Origin of the sequence: Parabacteroides sp. AF21-43, assembly GCF_003635435.1 — a bacterium.
Classification (GTDB): domain Bacteria; phylum Bacteroidota; class Bacteroidia; order Bacteroidales; family Tannerellaceae; genus Parabacteroides; species Parabacteroides distasonis.
The window spans coordinates 52755-73767 of the sequence record NZ_QTMG01000003.1; the positions used below are offsets into that span (position 1 = coordinate 52755).

15 protein-coding genes and 1 riboswitch are annotated in these 21013 nt (G+C 48.0%); of the genes, 10 read left to right on the top strand and 5 right to left on the bottom strand.

The genetic code is table 11. The features are described from left to right. The first annotated feature begins 42 nt into the window (after positions 1-42). The 9 genes from cobJ to thiC all read left to right on the top strand — a co-directional run bounded on the left by cobJ (position 43) and on the right by thiC (position 11806). Positions 43-1455: a precorrin-3B C(17)-methyltransferase gene (gene cobJ / locus DWX84_RS03345; protein ID WP_005862324.1), complete on the top strand. Its 1413-nt coding sequence runs from the start codon at positions 43-45 to the stop codon at positions 1453-1455. Continuing rightward, positions 1452-2651 (top strand): bifunctional cobalt-precorrin-7 (C(5))-methyltransferase/cobalt-precorrin-6B (C(15))-methyltransferase, encoded by a 1200-nt coding sequence (locus tag DWX84_RS03350; protein ID WP_011966305.1) that lies wholly within the window; start codon positions 1452-1454, stop codon positions 2649-2651. Before cobJ ends, DWX84_RS03350 begins: the two co-directional genes overlap by 4 nt. Then, complete coding sequence (cobM, locus tag DWX84_RS03355; RefSeq protein WP_121961125.1) at positions 2648-4429, top strand: precorrin-4 C(11)-methyltransferase; 1782 nt, start codon at positions 2648-2650, stop codon at positions 4427-4429. Before DWX84_RS03350 ends, cobM begins: the two co-directional genes overlap by 4 nt. Further along, on the top strand, positions 4429-6363 hold the full coding sequence (cbiD, locus tag DWX84_RS03360) for a cobalt-precorrin-5B (C(1))-methyltransferase CbiD (RefSeq protein WP_121961126.1): 1935 nt from the start codon (positions 4429-4431) through the stop codon (positions 6361-6363). Before cobM ends, cbiD begins: the two co-directional genes overlap by 1 nt. 152 nt (positions 6364-6515) lie before the next feature. Next, entirely contained in the window at positions 6516-7745 is a 1230-nt protein-coding gene (locus DWX84_RS03365) for a BamA/TamA family outer membrane protein (protein WP_005862328.1), read from the top strand. Between the two features lie 103 nt (positions 7746-7848). Then, positions 7849-7946, top strand: a riboswitch (TPP riboswitch). Further along, the gene (gene thiD / locus DWX84_RS03370) at positions 7941-8789 is read left to right on the top strand and encodes a bifunctional hydroxymethylpyrimidine kinase/phosphomethylpyrimidine kinase (protein ID WP_048927291.1); all 849 of its coding nucleotides are present in this window, start codon (positions 7941-7943) and stop codon (positions 8787-8789) included. (Overlaps the previous riboswitch by 6 nt.) Further along, positions 8782-9378 (top strand): thiamine phosphate synthase, encoded by a 597-nt coding sequence (locus tag DWX84_RS03375; RefSeq protein WP_048927290.1) that lies wholly within the window; start codon positions 8782-8784, stop codon positions 9376-9378. Before thiD ends, DWX84_RS03375 begins: the two co-directional genes overlap by 8 nt. Beyond that, on the top strand, positions 9369-10097 hold the full coding sequence (locus tag DWX84_RS03380) for a thiamine phosphate synthase (protein WP_048927289.1): 729 nt from the start codon (positions 9369-9371) through the stop codon (positions 10095-10097). The genes DWX84_RS03375 and DWX84_RS03380 overlap by 10 nt, the downstream gene beginning before the upstream one ends. Before the next feature lie 11 nt (positions 10098-10108). Beyond that, positions 10109-11806: a phosphomethylpyrimidine synthase ThiC gene (gene thiC / locus DWX84_RS03385; RefSeq protein WP_048927288.1), complete on the top strand. Its 1698-nt coding sequence runs from the start codon at positions 10109-10111 to the stop codon at positions 11804-11806. Between the two features lie 40 nt (positions 11807-11846). Here the strand turns inward: thiC and DWX84_RS03390 are convergent, their stop codons facing one another. Further along, positions 11847-12683 (bottom strand): patatin family protein, encoded by an 837-nt coding sequence (locus DWX84_RS03390; RefSeq protein ID WP_048927287.1) that lies wholly within the window; start codon positions 12681-12683, stop codon positions 11847-11849. Between the two features lie 101 nt (positions 12684-12784). Beyond that, positions 12785-13783, bottom strand: coding sequence for a 2-hydroxyacid dehydrogenase (locus DWX84_RS03395; protein WP_005862334.1), 999 nt, complete (start codon positions 13781-13783; stop codon positions 12785-12787). A gap of 112 nt (positions 13784-13895) precedes the next feature. Here DWX84_RS03395 and DWX84_RS03400 point away from each other — a divergent pair, with 112 nt between their 5' ends. Continuing rightward, positions 13896-15854, top strand: coding sequence for a biosynthetic peptidoglycan transglycosylase (locus tag DWX84_RS03400; protein WP_048927481.1), 1959 nt, complete (start codon positions 13896-13898; stop codon positions 15852-15854). Here the strand turns inward: DWX84_RS03400 and DWX84_RS03405 are convergent. The 3 genes from DWX84_RS03405 to DWX84_RS03415 form a co-directional block, all read right to left on the bottom strand. Continuing rightward, positions 15805-16980 carry a HAMP domain-containing sensor histidine kinase gene (locus DWX84_RS03405; protein ID WP_048927286.1) on the bottom strand — a complete coding sequence of 392 codons (1176 nt, stop codon included), beginning with the start codon at positions 16978-16980 and terminating at the stop codon, positions 15805-15807. The two genes, DWX84_RS03400 and DWX84_RS03405, sit on opposite strands and share 50 nt — an antisense overlap. Then, the gene (locus DWX84_RS03410) at positions 16977-17654 is read right to left on the bottom strand and encodes a response regulator transcription factor (protein ID WP_048927480.1); all 678 of its coding nucleotides are present in this window, start codon (positions 17652-17654) and stop codon (positions 16977-16979) included. The genes DWX84_RS03405 and DWX84_RS03410 overlap by 4 nt, the downstream gene beginning before the upstream one ends. A gap of 230 nt (positions 17655-17884) precedes the next feature. After that, positions 17885-21010, bottom strand: coding sequence for an efflux RND transporter permease subunit (locus DWX84_RS03415; RefSeq protein ID WP_122297238.1), 3126 nt, complete (start codon positions 21008-21010; stop codon positions 17885-17887). Between the last annotated feature and the right edge of the window lie 3 nt (positions 21011-21013).

The following is a 21013-nucleotide window of genomic DNA, read 5'->3' on the forward strand; positions in this document are numbered from 1 at the left end:
TATTATATTTATTGAGAACATTGTATTATAAAATAGATTTGAATGAATAAAGGCAAGATTATAGTCGCCGGAATCGGCCCCGGTAGCGAGGCCGATATAACGCCTGCGGTTTTGGCCGCTATCCAAAGCTCGGATGTCATCATAGGATATAAATATTATTTCCGTTTTATCACCCACTTGCTTCGTGAGGGAACGGAATGTATAGATACAGGTATGAAACGTGAGCAAGCTCGTGCCGAGCAAGCTTTCGCTTATGCCAACGAGGGAAAGACTGTTTGCGTGATCAGTTCCGGTGACGCCGGTATTTATGGCATGACTCCTCTGATTTATGAGATGAAGAAAGAATCCGGAAGCGAGATCGAGATCGAGTCGTATCCGGGCATCAGCGCTTTCCAGAAAGCTGCGTCCTTGCTTGGCGCTCCTATCGGACATGATTTCTGTGTGATTTCCCTCTCAGACTTGATGACTCCTTGGGAACTGATCGAGAAACGGATTCACGCGGCGGCCATGGCCGATTTTGTTACGGCGATCTATAATCCAAAAAGCGAGGGACGTTATTGGCAACTCTATCGCTTAAAAGAATTGTTCCTGCAAGAACGCAAGCCGGAGACTCCGGTCGGTTATGTACGTCAGGCCGGACGGGAGGAGCAAGAAGTATTCGTCACTACGCTCGCAGATCTGGACCCCGAGCAGATCGATATGTTTACGGTAGTCTTGATCGGAAACTCACAAACATATCTTTCCGGGAATCATATGATCACTCCCCGGGGATATTATGGCGAGATCAAACAAAAGAAAATGGATACGGGTATCGGACAGGACATCATGATCCGTAGTTTCCGTACGATCGAGAAGGAATTGAAAAACCAAGAGATCCCGTTGGATAAGAAATGGGCATTGCTTCATGCCATTCATACGACGGCCGATTTCGATATGGAAAATATCCTTTATGCCGACCCGGATGCTGTCTCTACATTATATAATAAGATCAGCGGCGGGGAAGTTCCTACGATCATCACCGATGTAACGATGGCTGCTTCCGGCATTCGTAAGGGAGCTCTGCAACGTCTGGGTGTCGAAGTGAAATGCTACCTTCAAGACGAGCGGGTCGCTGAGATGGCTTCGAGCAAAGGAATTACCCGTACCCAAGCCGGTATTCGTCGGGCCGTGGAAGAGCATCCGACCGCTCTGTTTGTCTTCGGGAACGCCCCGACCGCCCTTATGGAATTATGCGATTTAATACGTAAAGGTAAAGCCACTCCAGCTGGCATTATCGCGGCTCCGGTAGGTTTCGTACATGTGCAGGAATCCAAACATATGGTGAAACCTTTTATCGGTATACCGAAACTAATCGTGGAAGGTCGTAAAGGAGGTAGTAATTTAGCGGCTACGCTAGTGAATGCCATCCTTTGTTTTAATGACGCAGAACAATTAAAGCCGGGAAGAGACGTATGAACCGATTTTATGTCATAGGGCTGGATGATAATATGCGGCAATACTTTCCGCCGGAGATATTGGAGATAATCTCGTCCCACCGGGTGTTCTCCGGAGGCGTGCGGCATCATGAGATCGTACGTTCGCTCTTGCCCGAGAAAGCGGACTGGATCGATATAAAAGTCCCGTTGGACGAGGTCTTCGATCGCTATCGTTCGTACGACGGTCGGGAAAGCATCGTTGTATTCGCTTCCGGAGATCCTTTGTTTTTCGGATTCGCCGTTACGATTCAAAACCGATTGCCGGATGCGCAAATCCGCCTGTACCCGTCATTTAATTCCTTGCAACTCTTGGCACAAAATCTATTGATGCCTTACCACGATATGCGGATCGTCTCCCTTACCGGACGGCCTTGGCACGAGTTCGATCGTGCCTTGATCGAAAGTGCGTCTAAGATAGGCGTGCTCACGGATCGGGAACATACGCCTACGACTATCGCTCGCCGGATGCTGGAATACGGCTATGATAATTATACCATGTTCGTGGGAGAACGGTTAGGAAATACCGAACGGCAGAGCATCCGCCAATTCAGTATACAAGCCGCGGCAATGAATAATTTCGTTCATCCGAATTGCTTGATCCTAAAGAAAGAGCGTGACGGGCATTCCCGTAAATTCGGCCTGCCGGATTCCGCGTTCGAGCATTTGAACGGACGGGAGAAGATGATAACCAAAATGCCGATCCGTTTGTTATCTTTAAGCATGCTGGATCTGAGAAACCGGGAACGTTTTTGGGATATCGGCTTTTGCACGGGTTCTGTCTCGATAGAGGCTAAATTGCTGTTCCCGCATTTGCATATCACGAGTTTTGAGATCCGGGAAGAGGGACGAAAGTTAATGACTGAGAATTGCCGTCGTTTTGGGACTCCGGGTATCGAGGCTATAATCGGAGATTTCTTATCGGTGGATTTATCAGCGTTGGAGGCTCCGGATGCAATCTTTATCGGCGGACATGGCGGGAAATTAGTGGAGATCCTTATGGTAGTTTCCAAAAAGATGAAAGAGAACGGTGTCATCGTCTTCAACTCCGTATCCGACGAAAGCAAAGCGCTTTTAGAGGAAGCGGTCCGCCAAACCGGTCTTCGGATATCCGCCCAAACCCGTATCACGATTGATGATTTTAATACGATTACCGTGAATGTTATTTATAAATTATGAGTACAATATCAATTATTCCAATATCCGATAGCAGCCGGGGGCTTGCTGAGCGAATTCTTGCTTCTTATCCCGAGGCGAAGATCTTACCATTCGGCTCTTTCTCAAAAGAGGTTTTTCACGAATCCAGTAGTTTGGTATTTATTGGAGCGATGGGAATTTGCGTACGCAGTATCGCTCCCTTCGCGGAAGATAAACATACCGATCCGGCCGTGGTTTGTATAGATAGTACCGGCAAATACGTGATTCCTGTCTTATCCGGACATATCGGTGGAGCGAACGATCTTTCCAAAGAGTTAGCGAACCTATTAGGAGCCGAAGCGATTATTACGACACAAAGCGACAACGCAAACCTATGGGCGCTCGATACATTAGGGAAGAAATACGATTGGACCTTGATCGCCAAAGATAGCAATGCCGCCATCTCCACTTTTGTCAATGGAAAACCGACAGCGCTACTCCTTGATATACGAGATAAAGGAACGGATTATTTGGAGCGTACGGTCCCGTCTCATGTCTCTATCTTTTATTCCTTCGAGGCGATACCGCAGCAAGACTATGAGTTATTGATGATCGTCAGTCCCAAACAATACGATACATCCATCCCTACGATCACCTATATACCGAAAGTCCTCCACCTAGGAATGGGTTGCCGCAAGGATATGCAAGGCGATCCTACGGTCGTTTACGAACATATTAAAGATGTATTGCGTGATAAACGCCTATATCCGGAAGCTTTGGCGGATGTAAATACAATCGATTTAAAGAAATGCGAACCGGTGCTGACATTACTGGCTTATGGAGTTATGGAATGCCCTTTCCACACCTATACATCGGAGGAGCTGAAAGATATCCCGGTACCCAATCCCTCGGAGAAGGTACTGGAGGTAACCGAATCCCCAAGTGTATCGGAAGCTTCCGCCATTTATGCGGCTCATGGTGGTCCGCTTTTGGTCGAGAAGCAAAAAGCGGATTTAGGGAAAGGAAATGAATATACCTTTGCCGTAGCGTTAGATCGGGCGGCCTGCCGCAAGGGACATATCGAGATCGTAGGAGCCGGTCCCGGCGATCCGGACTTGATCTCTATCCGCGGACGGCAAATGTTGGAGAAAGCGGATTTGATCCTGTATGCAGGAAGCCTCGTCCCGAAAGAACTTACCTTATGCGCGAAGGCAGGCGCTACAGTGCGAAGCTCGGCGGATATGAATCTGGAAGAACAGTTTGCGTTGATGAAAGAGTTTTATGATAAAGGATTGTTTGTCGTTCGTTTGCACACGGGCGATCCTTGCATCTATGGAGCTATTCAAGAGCAAATGAATTACTTTGATCAATACGGGATGGATTATCATATCACTCCGGGTATTTCCTCTTTCCAAGCCGCCGCCGCCGCTCTTTATTCCCAGTTCACGATTCCGGAGAAAGTACAAACGATCATCCTCACTCGTGGCGAAGGACGTACGCCCATGCCTGAGAAAGAGCAACTGCACAAACTGGCTCAAAGCCAAAGTACGATGTGTATCTTCTTAAGCGCCGGTGTCGTAGAGAAGGTCCAAGAGGAATTATCGCGACATTACGCTCCAACCACTCCGGTAGCCGCTTGCTATAAATTGACATGGAAAGACGAGCGGATCTACCGTGGGCAACTGAAAGATCTCGCGAAAATCGTAAAAGAGAATCATCTTACACTGACAACATTACTTGTCGTCGGGGATGCCATCGATAATCGCAAGGGTCTATCCCGCTTATATGCGGATGAATTCAAACATCTTTTCCGTAAGTAATGATACTGATCCTTGGAGGAACGACAGAAGGCCGTGTAGCTGTGCGGGTAGCGGACGAGGCAGCCGCTACCTATTACTATTCTACGAAAGGAACTTTGCAATCCATTGAATGCGCGCATGGAATCCGTTTGACCGGAGCCATGAATGCGGAGGAAATGGAGTGTTTTTGTCGTGACCACGCGATTAAGCTATTGATTGATGCGGCACACCCTTTCGCTCAAGTGTTACACCAAACGATCGAAAAAGTATCGAAATGTTTACAGATTCCGGTGATCCGTTACGAACGTCGGTATCCACCTCGTGATGAGGACTTGATTTGGTGCGATAGTTATGCAGACGCAATTCACCAAATGGAAAACAAAGGTATCCAACGGCTACTTGCCCTCAGTGGCGTGAACACCCTTGCCCCGCTCCGCCCTTATTGGCGATCGCATACCACTTGGTTCCGTATATTGGAGCGGGAGGAATCTTTGTCGTTGGCCGAGAAGCAGGGCTTCCCCCAAGAACGTCTGGTTTTCTATCGAGAAGGTGAGGATGAGTTAAAGTTGTTGGAGCAACTCCATCCGGATGCGATCTTGACAAAGGAAAGTGGTTTCTCCGGCTATTTTACGGATAAAGTGAACGCTGCCCGCCAATTCGGAATACCAGTATTTGTCGTGAAGCGTCCCGCATTACCGGAAACTTTCTACCGAGTGTATGGTGAAGACGGATTGCGCAAACAAATCGAACGCCTATTACCCGAATTCTTTCCCTTGAAAAGCGGATATACGACCGGAGCTTGTGCTACCGCCGCCGCAAAAGCCGCTTTATTGGCCTTATTATCAAGGAAGGAACAAACAGAAAGCCAGATAACATTACCCTCGGGAGAACAGATAACGTTGCCGGTAGCCTATACCGAATGGGCCGGGTGTTCCGCCACCTGTACCGTGATCAAGGAGTCTGGGGATGATCCGGACGTGACGAATCATAGCCGGATCCGGGTTACTGTTCAATTATCTCTCGATGCATCCGGTTGTGCCATCGCCGTGGCAGAGTCGTGCCACGGTGATGGCACAGCTGTGCCAAGCCGATGGCACAAGCGTGCCACGGTAATGGCACAAGAAGAATATTGTCAAGAAACAGAAAGCGACGATACGGGAAGAGTCATCTTCCAAGCAGGTGAAGGAGTCGGAACCGTGACTCTTCCGGGACTCGGCTTGAAAGTCGGCGGCCCGGCTATAAACGCCACGCCCCGTAAGATGATCCGGCAAGAGCTGATTCCACTCCTGCCCTCACCCGATTCCGTCGCTATTGTCACGGTCTCGGTTCCCGGTGGCGAGGAGTTGGCGAAACGTACCTTCAATCCGAAACTTGGAATTATCGGGGGAATCTCCATTATCGGGACATCCGGAATCGTGCGTCCTTTCTCATCGGACGCTTTTATCGCCTCGATACGGAAAGAAGCCAGTGTCGCCAAAGCGATAGGTTGCGAGACGTTGGTTATTAATTCCGGGGCGAAGAGTGAACGCTACCTTCGGAGCTTATACGCTTCTTTGCCTCCACAATCATTCGTCCATTATGGGAACTTTATCGGAGAGACGCTAAAGATCGCTGCCGATTTAGGTTTCAAGCAGGTTATCTTAGGTATCATGATCGGCAAGGCGGTGAAACTTGCGGAAGGTTTCCTGGATACACACAGCAAAAAAGTCGTCATGAACAAAGGCTTCCTTCAAGATGTAGCGAAAGAAGCAAAATGCGAGGAGGCGACCGTAGATGCAATCAATCGGATTACGTTGGCCCGTGAATTATGGGAGCTTCTTGCGGAAAAAGAACAAAATCGTTTCTTCCCATTACTTTTACAAAAATGTAAATCGTATTGCGCTCCTATCCTTCCCGACGGCGAACTAACCTTGCTGTTAATATCCGAAGAGGGCAAGGTCTTGTACCAATCTTAGCTGTAGAGACGCAGCACGCACGCTACGTCTCTACACCCCCCAGACTGTAATAGCATTTCTTTTTAGCTGTTTATTCTTTTTTATTAGGGATTCTTTAAGAATACATATTAGGAGGATTTCGTACTTTTGCCCTCTAAATATTGATTAAAATAATGTTTAGATATCTTTTAATTTATATGGCCTGCCTTCTATTCGCCTTTTCCGTAAAGGCGCAAGGTATTTCCAATGACACGATTCCAAAAGAAGTGCTGATGCTGGACGGTAAGCCTATGACCGAAAAGCAAATACAACGTTATCATAAACAATTACATAAAGACTCCATACGGGCCAACAAAAGGATCTGGTGGTCTATCCTTGGCGGACCGTCTTACACGCCGGAAGCCTCCTTTGGCGTAGGTGGCGCGGTTTTGGCTAGCTTTCGCTTAAACAAGAATGATACGATATCCCAACGATCGTTTATCCCTGCGGGATTTAACATCACCTTAAACGGGACGTTCGTTTTTGCCGGTGCCGGCACCTTATTCTTCAACGAGAATCGCTTCCGTATTTATATCAGTTACGGTTATCGGAACGAACCTTCGCATTATTTCGGGAAAGGCTATGAGACGATCGAGCAAATCGAGAAGAGCGACTCGACAACGAAATTCCATAAGAGTTCTTTCCAACTATATCCCCGTTTCGTATGGGAAGTTAGGCCTCATTTATATACGGGTCCTCTTTTTGATATTAATTTCAGCAAATCAGATGATATCAACCCGGTGATGGCCGAAGATCCTTATTTCAATAAGTTCAAACGAGATTATGTCAATATCGGTGTCGGCGGCTTGATTCAATACGATACACGAAATGACGTGGCGACCCCAAGTTCCGGTATGTTACTAAGCGCGATCGCTAAAGTGTATGGAAAGTATTTAGGCGGTGCATATAATTATGAGATGTTCGAGTTAGAATACCGCCAGTTCCAGCAAGTATTTCGTCCTCGTAGCACCTTGGCATGGATCGCCAAGACACAAATCGGTGTGGGAAACGTTCCTTTTACGGAGCTTCCTTCGTTTGGCTCTCCTTTCGATCTTCGCGGATACTATTGGGGCAAGTACCGTGACAAGACCATGGCGTATGGGATTCTGGAGTATCGTCATATGTTCGGCAGCGTGGAGAAATATAAGAGCGGTAATTTCTGGGCGAAGTGTGGTTTTGTTGGCTGGGTCGGCACGGGTACGATCGGAAACGCTCCTATCGTAGACTGGAATAAATGGAAGTTCAACTACGGCGTAGGCTTACGTATCCAAATGCAACCCGGCAAGAACTTCCGCCTAGACGTAGGCAAAGACCCGAACCAAAAAGGGATGGCGGTTTATATGAATATGACGGAAGCCTTCTAAAACCAGAAGGCTCCCGTCTACGATCTATGGAAGTATAACCTTGCGTTAAAATTATCGTTTGAAAGCCGGAAATATCTTAATATCGATTTTTTTCACTAAGTTTGCGTCATCGAAGGGGTGCCATACTATATGGGCTGAGATCATACCCTTACTACTTGATGCGGGTAATGCCGCCGTAAGAAAAACGAATGTTAAATGGATAAAAATGAAACGTACCGTTATCCGGTAGCTTTAACGATCGCGGGCTCTGATAGTGGCGGTGGTGCCGGAATACAAGCGGATATTAAGACTTTTTCCTCGCTGGGTGTTTTTGGAGCCTCGGCGATAACGGCTATAACCGCTCAAAACACACAGGGGGTGCGAGGGATCCAAGCGATCTCTCCCGAGATTTTGAGAGGACAAATCGAAGCTATTCTTGAGGACTTCATCGTAGATGCCATAAAAATAGGGATGCTACATAACAAGGATGCCGTAAAGGTTGTATCTGAGACTTTACCTTCCTTCCGACGAACTTCTATCATTTTAGATCCGGTGATGATATCCACGAGCGGAAGTAAATTATTGGAGGATGACGCCATCCGAACCATCATGGATGAGTTGTTCCCTAAAGCGACACTGCTTACTCCGAATATTCCCGAGACGGAATATCTTTCCGGTATAAAAATCAATAACGAGGCGGATATCTTATGTGCCGCCCGGAAATTGCAGGAAAAAGGATGTAACGCTATATTGATCAAAGGGGGGCATATTCCCGGAGTAGAAACGGTGGATCGGTTATTTATCAATGAGAATAATCCGATTTGTCTGGTCTCGCCAACAGTGGAGACCTTCAATACCCATGGAACGGGCTGTACGCTATCGTCCGCCATCGCCGCTTATATGGCACTCGGCCATTCATTGGTGGAAGCCGTACGATTAGCCAAGGAATATATGAATAACGCGCTCGTTCACGGGGCAAATGTATGCATGGGAAAAGGGCACGGACCTGTAAACCACTTCTTCTCACCCTCTGCCCTTCATAAAATCCGATGGAATCATGAATAAGCTGGTCGTAATTACTACACCTTATTTTTTCGCGGATGAAGCTTCTTTGATCGAACTTCTATTCGCGGAAGGAATGTCTCGTTTACATCTACGTAAACCGGATTGTAAACGTGATGAATTGGAGGGCTTATTGGATAAAATCTCTCCGGCTTATTACGACAGGATCGTTCTTCATGATTGGTTTACCTTGGCAGAAGAAAGGGCTTTAGGAGGAGTCCATTTGAACAAGAGGAACCCGGAAGCTCCACCTTTATATAAAGGCAGTATAAGTCGTTCTTGCCATAGTCTGGAAGAGATTATCGAGTATAAACCGGTATGCGACTATGTATTCCTTAGTCCGATCTTTCAGAGTATATCCAAAGAAGGATATGGTAGCGGATTCCCCTTAGATGGATTGCGAAATGCGAAGGGCATCATCGATGATAAGGTGATCGCCTTGGGAGGAATCTGCTCACAAACAATAACGAAATTAAGAGATATCCCCTTCGGCGGTGTCGCCGTTCTCGGGGCCCTTTGGGGAAACGATCCCTCCCTTCTTGTTGCGGATCAACTCATAAAACAATTCAAACGATTACAAGTATGGCCTTAAATTATTATTTCGGATATGATGAGAATGGAAGAGTCGGTCGGAGAACAACCGGATTACGCCCTCCTTTTGGTGGGAGTAACCGCTTGATGTTTATAACGCATCGTACACCTAAATATACGGAATGCGACGAGGTACGCATGGCAATCCAAGGAGGATGTTCGTGGATACAATTGCGTATGAAAGACGGGATCTATGAGGATACCGTACGTAAATGTGCCACTATCTGCGCGGACGAATGTGAGCGAATCGTGGATTTCTGCGTAAACGATGATCTGGAAGCCGCCGTGACATGTGGCGCTACGGCTTGTCATCTAGGTAAGAATGACATTCCCTTGGATATCGCTTGGGAAGTACTGAAAGACAAGTTGGATTCCAATGCCATCTTCTATATCGGGGCTACGGCTAACACGTTCGAGGATATCCGGCTGGCCGTAGAACGAGGCGCCTCGTATATCGGACTAGGGCCGTATCGCTTTACGGGTACCAAGAAGAATTTGAGTCCCATCTTAGGTCTGGAAGGTTATCGTAAAATTATCGTTCAATGTAAGGAGGCTGGCATTGATATTCCTATCTTTGCGATAGGTGGTATTACGTTGGAAGACGTAGGCCCTTTGATGGAGACGGGTATAACCGGAATCGCTGTTTCGGGCGCGATTATCAATGCCCCCGATCCCGTGGAGGAAACCCGCCGGTTTATAGAGGAAATCAATAAGTACTAAACTAAATACATATGGCTACTAAAAAGAATATGCGTATTTCCTATCCGTCCTCGGAAAAGATTTATGTCCCGGGCGAGATCAATAAGATCAAGGTTGGTATGCGTAAGATTAAATTGTTGGACACGGTAACCTTGGATGAGCATGGAGAGCGAATCTTCAAGAAGAACAATCCGGTAATCGTTTACGATACGAGCGGCCCGTATTCCGACCCCAAGATATCGATTGATATCGCTAAAGGACTTCCTCGTATACGTGAGGAGTGGTACGGTAAGCGTAAAGATGTGGTTCAATTGCCGGAATTGACTTCCGCTTATGGCCGTGAGCGATTGGCGGACGCGAGTCTGGATTCCCTGCGTTTCCCCAAGCGATACTTGCCTTTCCGGGCTAAAGAGGGTAAGAATATCACCCAGATGTATTATGCGAAGAAGCGCATTATCACTCCGGAAATGGAGTACGCGGCGATTCGTGAGAACCAGCAAATCGAGGCTTTGGGACTGAAGTCTTATATCACGCCGGAGTTCGTCCGCAAGGAAATCGCCGCCGGTCGCGCGATCATCCCGGCGAATATCAATCACCCGGAAGCCGAGCCGATGATTATCGGTAAGAAGTTCTTGGTAAAGATCAATACCAATATCGGCAACTCCGCTCTTTCCTCCGGTATCGACGAGGAGATCGAGAAGGCGATATGGAGTTGTAAATGGGGCGGAGACACGTTGATGGATCTCTCTACCGGCGATAATATCCATGAGACGCGCGAGTGGATTATCCGTAACTGCCCGGTTCCGATGGGTACGGTTCCTATTTATCAAGCCTTGGAGAAGGTGAATGGTAAGGTAGAGGACCTTTCTTGGGAGATCTATCGGGATACGTTGATCGAGCAGGCGGAACAGGGCGTGGATTATTTCACGATCCACGCAGGTTTGTTGCGTAAACATGTGGAGCTGACGGCGACTCGCCTGACGGGGATTGTCTCCAGAGGTGGATCGATCATGGCCAAATGGATGCAGCTTCATGACGAGGAAAACTTCCTGTACACACATTTCGCCGAAATCTGCGAGATACTAAAGGCATATGACGTGGCGGTCTCTATCGGAGACGGGCTTCGTCCGGGTTCTATCTATGACGCGAACGATGCGGCGCAATTCGCCGAGCTTCACACGATGGGAGAACTGACGAAAATAGCTTGGGAGCAGTTCGTACAAGTGATTATCGAAGGCCCGGGCCATGTTCCCATGAATAAGATCCATGAGAATATGAAGGAACAACAGTATGCCTGCCATGGAGCGCCGTTCTATACGCTGGGCCCGTTGACGACCGATATCGCTCCTGGATACGATCATATCACGTCGGCTATTGGTGGTGCGCAAATCGCTTGGCATGGGACGGCTATGATCTGCTATGTTACGCCGAAGGAACATTTGGGATTGCCGAATAAGGAAGACGTGCGTAATGGGGTGGTCGCTTATAAGATAGCGGCGCATGCCGCTGACTTGGCGAAAGGGCATCCCGGCGCTCAAGTACGTGATAACGCGTTGAGCAAGGCCCGTTTTGATTTCCGCTGGAAAGACCAGTTCAATTTGTCCTTGGACCCGGAAAGGGCTTTACAGTATTATAAGGAGAGTGCTGTTACGGATGGAGAGTACTGTACGATGTGCGGTCCTAATTTCTGCGCTATGCGGTTAAGTAAGGATTTGCAAGGTTGTAAATAAAATACTGTTTTGAGGGGATGAGACGGGGCATGCCCCGTCTCTACAATTGAGTGATTTGTCTTCCGCATTCGTAGCCTTCCTCATATAGTTCTTCCAGTTTCTTTGTGTCGCTTCCGGTACGGCCGACTTTAATTGGGTTTTGCGGACGGATGATGAAGGCTTTTCCTTCGGCCTCCAGTTGGTCTATGTAATCCAAGACCTCGTTGTACTGCCGGTATCGTAGTCGCAACTGTTCCCGGATCGCCGGGTATTTGTTATAAATAAAGCCGGGAAGGTAAAAATCTTTCTCTTCTTTCCGATAGCCTTTGTTACGGGTAAGGATGATGACGTTCTTGGAGAAGCCGTCAGCGATAGCCCGTCGGATAGGGATAGCGTCGCATACGCCTCCGTCGACCATCGGTATCCCGTCTACATACGTAATTGGACAGAGGATCGGTAATGTGCAAGATGCTTTACAGATATCCACCAAACGTTTCTTATCTTTCTTCTCCTCGAAATATTCCGCTTTACCCGTCAAGCAATTGCTCGTGACCATAACGAACCGATCCTTGGACTTGAAATAGGTATCGTAATCCAACGGATAATACAAATCCGGATAGACATAAAACAAGAAATTCAGATCGATATATCCCCTTCCCCGTAAGAAATGACGAAGACCTATGTAATTATATTTCTTCAATAGGTCGATATTGCTAAAACGGGAGCGTCCCCGCTGGCGGGAAGCATACGAGATTCCGTTACTCGCGCCCGCCGATACTCCGATCGTATAAGGAAACCAAATATCATGATCCATAAAATAATCCAATACTCCCACCGTAAATATGGCACGCATTCCGCCACCTTCCAACACCAAACCTGTCTGACTATCTATTTCCATATATATACCTCTGAATTAAAAAAGCCATTGCTGGGTTCCCACCAAGCAATGGCCACAAAAATATAATAAATCAGCGATAAATAATAGTTCCTTTTTAGAATTTACTTGGTCACTTCGTTCACTAAGGGACGGCCTTCCTCGAAATCCTTGATGTTCCGCAAGGTAGTCTCGGCGATATTATGCAGAGCCTCTTTCGTGAAAAACGCCTGATGGGAAGTAACGATCACATTGTTGAATGAGAGCAGACGGGCCAAGACATCATCATCGATAATCTTATCCGATTTATCCTCGTAGAAATAGTCTCCCTCCTCCTCGTAGACATCCAATCCGGCGGCAGACACTTTCTTGGTCTTCAATCCCTCGATCAAGGCGTTGGTATGAATCAGTAACCCGCGTCCCGTATTGATAATCATTACGCCGTCTTTCATCTTGGCGATCGAATCGTCGTTGATCAGATAACGGGTCTGGTCAGTCAACGGGCAATGCAAGGAAATGATATCGGACTCTTTGTATAACTCGTCTAAAGAGACATAGGTGATCCCTTCCTCCTTGGCGAATTTCTCATCCGGATACAGGTCGTTTGCCAATACACGCATCCCCAATCCTTTTAAGATATGAATCAATATCTTGGCGATCTTTCCGGTACCGATAATACCGGCGGTCTTGCCATGCATATCAAATCCCATCAAGCCATTCAAGGAGAAGTTGCCATCTCTCGTACGCCAGTATGCCCGGTGTATCTTACGGTTTAACGATAACATCAAGGCCAACGTATATTCAGCGACCGCATAGGGTGAGTAGGCCGGTACGCGTACGACCGGTAATTTCCCCCTGGCGGCATTCAAATCCACATTATTAAAACCGGCGCAACGAAGCGCCAACAATTTCACACCATTGGCAACCAAAGCGTCTATTACGGCGGCATCAGCCGTGTCGTTTACGAAAATACATACTGCGTCTACCCCTTGGGTTAAGACGACATTATTGATATTCAAATGTCCTTTATAGTAACGAATATCGAACTCATACCGCTCATTGATCTTATCGAAAGAAGCGATGTCGTAGGGTTTAGCACCAAAAAACGCGATCTTATACGCCATATAACTTTAGTTTTTTAATATAACTAAATTAAGTCCTTGATTGTTTATCGAAAAAGAAATCCATTCGTTTAATTATAGTACTTTTGTCCGCTGGGTAACAATATAGATGAGCATGAATCAATCCCATAAAAGATCTTTTATAGCAGTTCTTATTTTTATTGGCTTTCTCTTGTTTATGGCATTTTGGGGCATCGACCTGATCTTAGGGGCGTATGCGGGACATAAATTGAGTAAACTTGCCGAAAGGCATCATCTTGACATACGCTATGATAAGATCCGGTTGATGGGGCTGAGTACCGTACGTATGGAGGGATTGACCGTTATCCCGGTTGACGCTGATACGTTGATACATGCGGACAGGCTTCAAGCGAAACTGGAGCTTGGCAGATTATTGCTACTTACCCCTTCCATAGAGAGTGTACAAGCGGATAATTTGCATATTCATTTTATTAAGAAGGGAGAGAGAGCTAATTTTGATTTCCTTTATAAACCATCGAATCACCCAGGTGAGCCAGTGGAAACAGCTGTAGATGATAAGGAACGGGATTACGCACGCAAGGCTGAACGCTCCCTTAGTCTACTTTTCAATTTATTGCCCGGAAATGCCTTGGTACATGATTTATGTGTTTCTTATAGTAATAAAGGAGATGAACTAATACTAGAGATACCCGAACTCAATCTTGCTAACAATCAATTCTCTACGCATATAAACAGCACGGAGAATGGAGTTCGTAGCGAATGGATTTGCGAAGGCTCTCTCTCTGATAAGGAGCGACTCGTGAAAGCCCGTCTCTACGCCGACGAGCATACGAAGATTCCTCTTCCTTTTCTGGAATATCGTTGGGGGGCATCGGTACGTTTCGACACCTTGGCCTTCGAGCTTAAGGGACCTAAAATAGAAGAAGACATACAATCCTTACTCGGAAGCGCCTATGTGAGCGGGCTTACCATCCACCAAGAGCGTATATCTCCGGACACGGTCTTACTGGATAAAGGCTCTATACACTTCCGGACAAACATCGGTAAGAACTATATCGAATTAGATAGCGTCAGTGATATCCGGTTTAATCATCTGGATTTCCATCCTTATCTGAAGATCGTTAAAGATTCCAGTTGGCAAATCATGGCCTCTGTGAATAAAAGGGATTTCCCTGCGGATCAACTGTTCTCCTCCCTGCCTAAAGGCTTATTCTACAATCTGGAAGGCCTGAGAACAAAAGGTACCCTCTCCTATCATTTTCGATTGGATCTGGATTTCGGACAGGTAGACAGCTTGATCTTGGAATCTACTTTGAAAGCGAAGGACTTCCAGATCCTTGCCTATGGGAATACGGATTTGCGGAAGATGAATGAGCCATTTGAATATACTGTCTATGAGCAAGGCGAGCCGGTACGCTCTTTCGAGATCGGTCCGGCGAATCCCTCTTTCCGCCCGTTCAACGCCGTATCCCGTTATCTTCCTTTAGCGATCATGCAGAGTGAGGATGCCGGCTTCTTTTATCACAACGGTTTTATTCCAAGCGCTATCCGGGAATCGTTGATACAGGATATCAAGGAACGACGTTTCGCCCGTGGCGGCAGTACGCTCAGCATGCAATTGGTGAAGAATGTATTCTTGAGCCGTAATAAGACGATCGCCCGCAAGCTGGAGGAAATGTTAATCGTATGGCTGATCGAGAGCGATCATCTGACCTCTAAAGAGCGGATGTTTGAGGTTTATCTGAACATCGCCGAATGGGGCCCCATGATTTATGGAGCCGCCGAGGCCTCACGTTATTATTTCGCGAAGGAACCTTCCCAGTTAAACCTTGCCGAGTGTATTTTTATGGCCAGCATTATCCCCAAGCCCAAACAGGTCCGCTATTGCTTCGACGGGTTGCGGTTGAAGCCGTATTATGAGGATTTTTACAGGGTAATACTGGATCGCTTGGTAGATCGCGGACTTATATCTTCGGAAGAGGCGGTAGGGGTAACGCCGGAGTCTGTCGAAATAACAGGTCCGGCTAAAGAATATCTGACGGCTACCCAAAGTCGATCTCCACGCTCGTCCCAACCCCTAGATCAGAAGTAATATTCACCTTCGCCCCATAGGTGCTCAATATGCGTAGCGAGAGGCTTAGCCCGACACCATGCCCGGCGTATTCCCGGGTATTGCTCGCCCTGTAAAAGGGTTGGAAGATTCGTTTCAATTCCTCGGGAGGAATGCCGATACCTCGGTCGGATATGGTCAAGATACTGCCTCGAAGCCGCATCTCTACCGGTTTATCGTCCGAATACTTACAGGCGTTGCTCAAGATATTCTTGATCGCTATCTTCAATAAATAGGGATTGGCACTGATCATATAAGAGAAATTATCCGGGGAGAACGAGATCCGGGCCGAGGAGAACTGCATCAAGAAGTCCGCTAGGAAGATCGTCTCCATCGCGCTTTTCTGGATCTCCTTATCCCCGTGCGACAGGAACAGCAGGTGTTTGATCAATTGTATGATACGGCTCGTCTCCGTGGCGATACGTCTTAATGCCGCTTGGTATTCCTCCGGGGAGCGCTCTTTCAGCAGGCTGATCTCGCATTCGCCTTGAATGGCTGTCAGCGGATTGTTCAACTCATGCGAGGCGTTGCTGATAAACGCTTTCTCACTTTGGTAAGCAGCGTCGATCCGGTCTACCATCCGGGTCGCGTATAGTCTGCCGACAAAATAGATCAATACCGAGCTAACCAATATCAATCCCAGCAACAGCCAGCCGATCCGATGCTGGATATCCATCCCATACTGATTCCCGGAAAGGACAATCACGATGAAATTCCCCTCGTTGTCGGGATAATACAAAGCCGCTCCCATTTGCGTATCGTGCTTGAAGTGAACGATATCCTCTTGGTATAGAGATCTCACCTGCGTGGCGTCCAGATAACGGGACAGCACTTGCCGGGTCTCCAAGCTATCGGCGTTCAGCAATATCTCGGTAGCGACGGGAAGGGTTTCCTCGTAACGCTGTTGGATACGGGCATAGCTCTCGTCGTCGGTCTCGTCCTTCTCCCAATGCTTCTGTGCCGTGGCATAGGCTTTTTCCGTCAGGTAAGAATAGTACAGGCGAGAGATATAGCTCGTGGAAACCAAATAGAAGACAAGCGTCACGACGGCTATCACGCCTATGGTAATGGCCGAGTAAAAGAGAGCGATCTTGTTTCCTGTCTTCATGCTTCCATCATATAGCCCACACCCACCACGGTATGGATTAGCTTAGGTTCGAAGTCTTTGTCTATCTTCGTGCGCAAATAATTCACGTAAACATCGACCACGTTCGTATTGGTATCGAAATCCTTGTCCCAGACATTCTTTAGCAAGTTCATCCGGCTCAAGGCCGTTCCTTGGTTCTGTATGAAATATTCCAAGAGCCTATATTCCTTTACGGTCAAATCGATGACCTGCCCATTCCGTATAGCCCGATGGCTTGGAGGATCTAAGACCAGATCCCCGCACCGGAGAGCCATATGGACGGATTCGTTTCCCGATCGACGTAATAACGCCTTTATGCGGGCCTCGAGTTCTTGGAAGCTGAAAGGTTTTACCAGATAATCATCCGCCCCGGCATCCAGCCCGCTAACAATATCCTCGGTGGTTCCCAAGGCGGTCAGCATGATCACGGGGGCATGGTAACCGAACCGTTGCCGGTACTGTTTGCAAAGTTGCAGGCCATTCATCTTCGGCATTATAATATCCAGAATCAGCAATTGGAAATCGTTCTTCTGTGTCAGTTCCCAACCGGTGGCACCGTCGTAAGCGACATATACCTCATGCCCGAACTCCCGCAAGCCTCTTTCTATAAAAGAGGCGATGTTTACCTCGTCTTCTACTAATAATATCTTCGCCATTGTATCGTATGTATTAATAAGAATGTCCATCATTAGTAATGCGTACTTAGGGTGATGCTAATCGTATCACAGAGGTGAAACGTTCTTTTCACGGTTGTGATACGATCGTTTCACCTCTGTGATATGATCTTTTCACAGCCGTGAAAAGATCAGTAAGTATAATCCTTTCGCATAATAACTCCAGTCGCCCTCCCTAATAGTTCCGGACTTTCTTGCTACAAATATAGCAATTACAACCTACGTTGCACTAATTTACCGTTCTTATCATAAAGCATTCGTCGATAAAAAGCCTCCACCATCAACGGAAAGACAAAGAGGGTGAAGAACGTGGCCCCTATTAATCCGCCAATGATCACGATCGCCAAAGGACGCTGGCTTTCCGATCCGATACCGTGGCTCAAGGCGGCCGGAAGCAGGCCGATAGCGGCCATGGAGGCGGTCATTAATACGGAACGTACCCTTGATTTCACGCTCATCTTGATCGAATCTTCCAGAGGATGCCTCTCCCGCAGGTTATTCTTGATGTCCGATATCATGATCACGCCATTCTGTATACAGATACCGAAGAGGGCGATAAAGCCGATACCCGCTGAGATCGAGAAGTTGAAATTCGTGATTAATAGGGCCAAGATACCTCCGACGGCGGCGTAAGGCACGTTCAATAAGACCAGTCCGGCATCCCGGGCGTTGCCGAAAAGGACGAATAGGATCACGAAGATGATCGCTATACTTACGGGGACGACTTGGGCCAAGCGTTTGGTAGCCCGTTGTTGGTTCTCGAAATCTCCAGTCCATTTCAAGGTATAGCCTTCGGGGAGCTTTACCTGCCTCTCCACTTTTCGCTGGGCTTCAGCCACGGCGCTACCCATGTCGCGGCCCCGGACCGAGAATTTCACGGCGCAGAAACGAGCGTGGTTATCCCGGTAGATAATCAACGGGCCGGTAATCGTATGGATATCCGCCAGCTCGCGGATAGGAATCATGGAACCATCCTTTGCCGGAACCAGTATCTTGCCTATCTCATTCTCGCTACGGCGGAAAGCGGATTCGTAGCGGACCATGATATTGAACTTACGCTCGTCCTCATAAAGCAGGGAGGCGCTCTTACCTCCTATCGCCATCTCGATAATGGATTGCACGTCCTCCTTGGCCACGCCGTAGCGGGCTAAACGAGACTCGTTCAACTCGATCCGCAGCTCCGGCTGGCCGATATTCCGGATAACGCCCAGATCCTCGATACCGTCTACGGTCTCCAAGACCTTGAAAACCTCTACCGCCTTCTTCTCCGACTCGTACAGGTTCTTACCGAAGACCTTCACGGCGATGGAACCCTTCACGCCGCTGGCCGCTTCCTCTACATTGTCCGAGATAGGCTGCGAGAAGTTAAAATCCACGCCCGGATAGATCGCCAGATCCTCTTGCATCTTCTCGATCAGACCCGCTTTCGAGCGTTCGCTTTCCCACTCTTTCTCGGGATATATATCCACATGGAACTCGATGTTGTAGAAACCTGTCGCATCCGTGCCATCGTTCGGCCGGCCGGTTTGCGACAAGACCTGACGAACCTCCGGATAAGCCGCCAGCTTCCGGCGCATCTGGTTGGCCAACGTAACGGATTCATCCAAAGATATACTTTGCGGTAAGGTCGCACGGATATAAATAGAGCCCTCGTTCAGTTGCGGGAGAAACTCGCTGCCCAACAAGGTGAAGCACCAGATACCTATGGCAGCTACCAGCGTGGCGAACGTGATCGTCCGCTTCTTACGGGTGTGGCACCAGTCGAAAATACCGATCGACTTCCGATTGATCCACGCGAGGAACGGATTATGTTTCTCACGCACCTCTTTCTTTAATAGCATGGAAGATAGGACGGGTACCAATGTCAACGTAAAGATCAACGCTCCCAACAAGGCGAACCCCAAGGTATAAGCGAGCGGGCTGAACATCTTTCCTTCCACCTTCTGGAAAGAGAAGATCGGGACCAAGGCGGTGATGATAATCAGCTTAGAGAAGAAAACCGCTTTCGCACGGTCCTTCGCCGTATGACGGATAATACCCATCTTACTCATCAAATTGAAAGCGGGCATGCCTACTTCACGGGCTTTCCGGTCCAATGCCACGAAAAGCCCCTCCACCATCACGACGGCGCCATCGATAATAATACCGAAGTCGATCGCTCCCATAGATAAGAGGTTGGCGCTCATCCCCATCGCCCGGAGACAAATAAAGGCGAAGAGGAGTGCCAACGGGATAATGATCGACACGATCACCGTCGTACGCCAATCCGCCATGAAGATTAATACGATGAAAGTTACCAGCAGAATACCTTCCGCCAGATTATGTGTTACGGTCTTGACCGCCAGATCTACCAGATTCTCACGATCGTAGAACGATACGATTCGCACGTCTTCCGGCAAGGTGTTTTGTTGGATATCCTTGATCTTATCCTTCAAGGCGGTGATTACCTCGCCGGGGTTCTCCCCTTTTCGCATGACAACGATGCCTTGTACGACATCATCTTCCTCCATGCGGCCCACTTGCCCTAGGCGGGGAAGACTGGATTCGTGTACGGTAGCCAAGTGCTTGACAAGGATTGGCGTGCCATTGATATTCTTTACGACGATATTCTCGATCTCTTTTATATCGTTAATCAAGCCAATACCCCGCACGACATAGGCTTGCGAGCTTTTCGTGATCACGTCGCCGCCTACGTTGATATTACTTTTCGCGATAGCGTCATAAAGTTCCAAGGTTGTTACCCCGTAACTGATCAGTTGATTCGGGTTGACGCTAACCTCGAATGTCTTTACCTCTCCTCCGAAGCTGACGATATCCGCTACACCGGGTACGGCCCGCAACTTCCGCTCGATCACCCAATCCTGCAAGGTCTTCAATTCCCGGACGGAACGCTTATCGCTACGTAATGTATAGCGGAAGATCTCGCCGGTCGGACCATATAAGGGCTGCACTTCCGGCGTGACCCCTTCCGGCAGGTCGGCGTCGTTCAAGAGATTATAAACTTGCTGGCGGGCGAAGAAATCATCCACCTTATCTTCGAACATCACGTTGATGACGGAAAGACCGAAAAGGGTTGTGCTCCGGATATCCGTCTTTTTCTGTACCGGGTTCATGGCGATCTCGATCGGGATTGTGATAAACTTCTCGATCTCCTCGGCGCTCCTGCCCGGCCATTGGGTGATAATCGTCACCTTCGTATTCGTCACATCCGGAAACGCGTCGATCGGCGTATGGATAAAGCTGGTGATACCGGCGATTACGGTGATCGTGGTACAGAAGAAGATAAAGAATTTGTTCCGGAGGGAGAACGTTATGATATTATCTATGAATGTGTGCATATC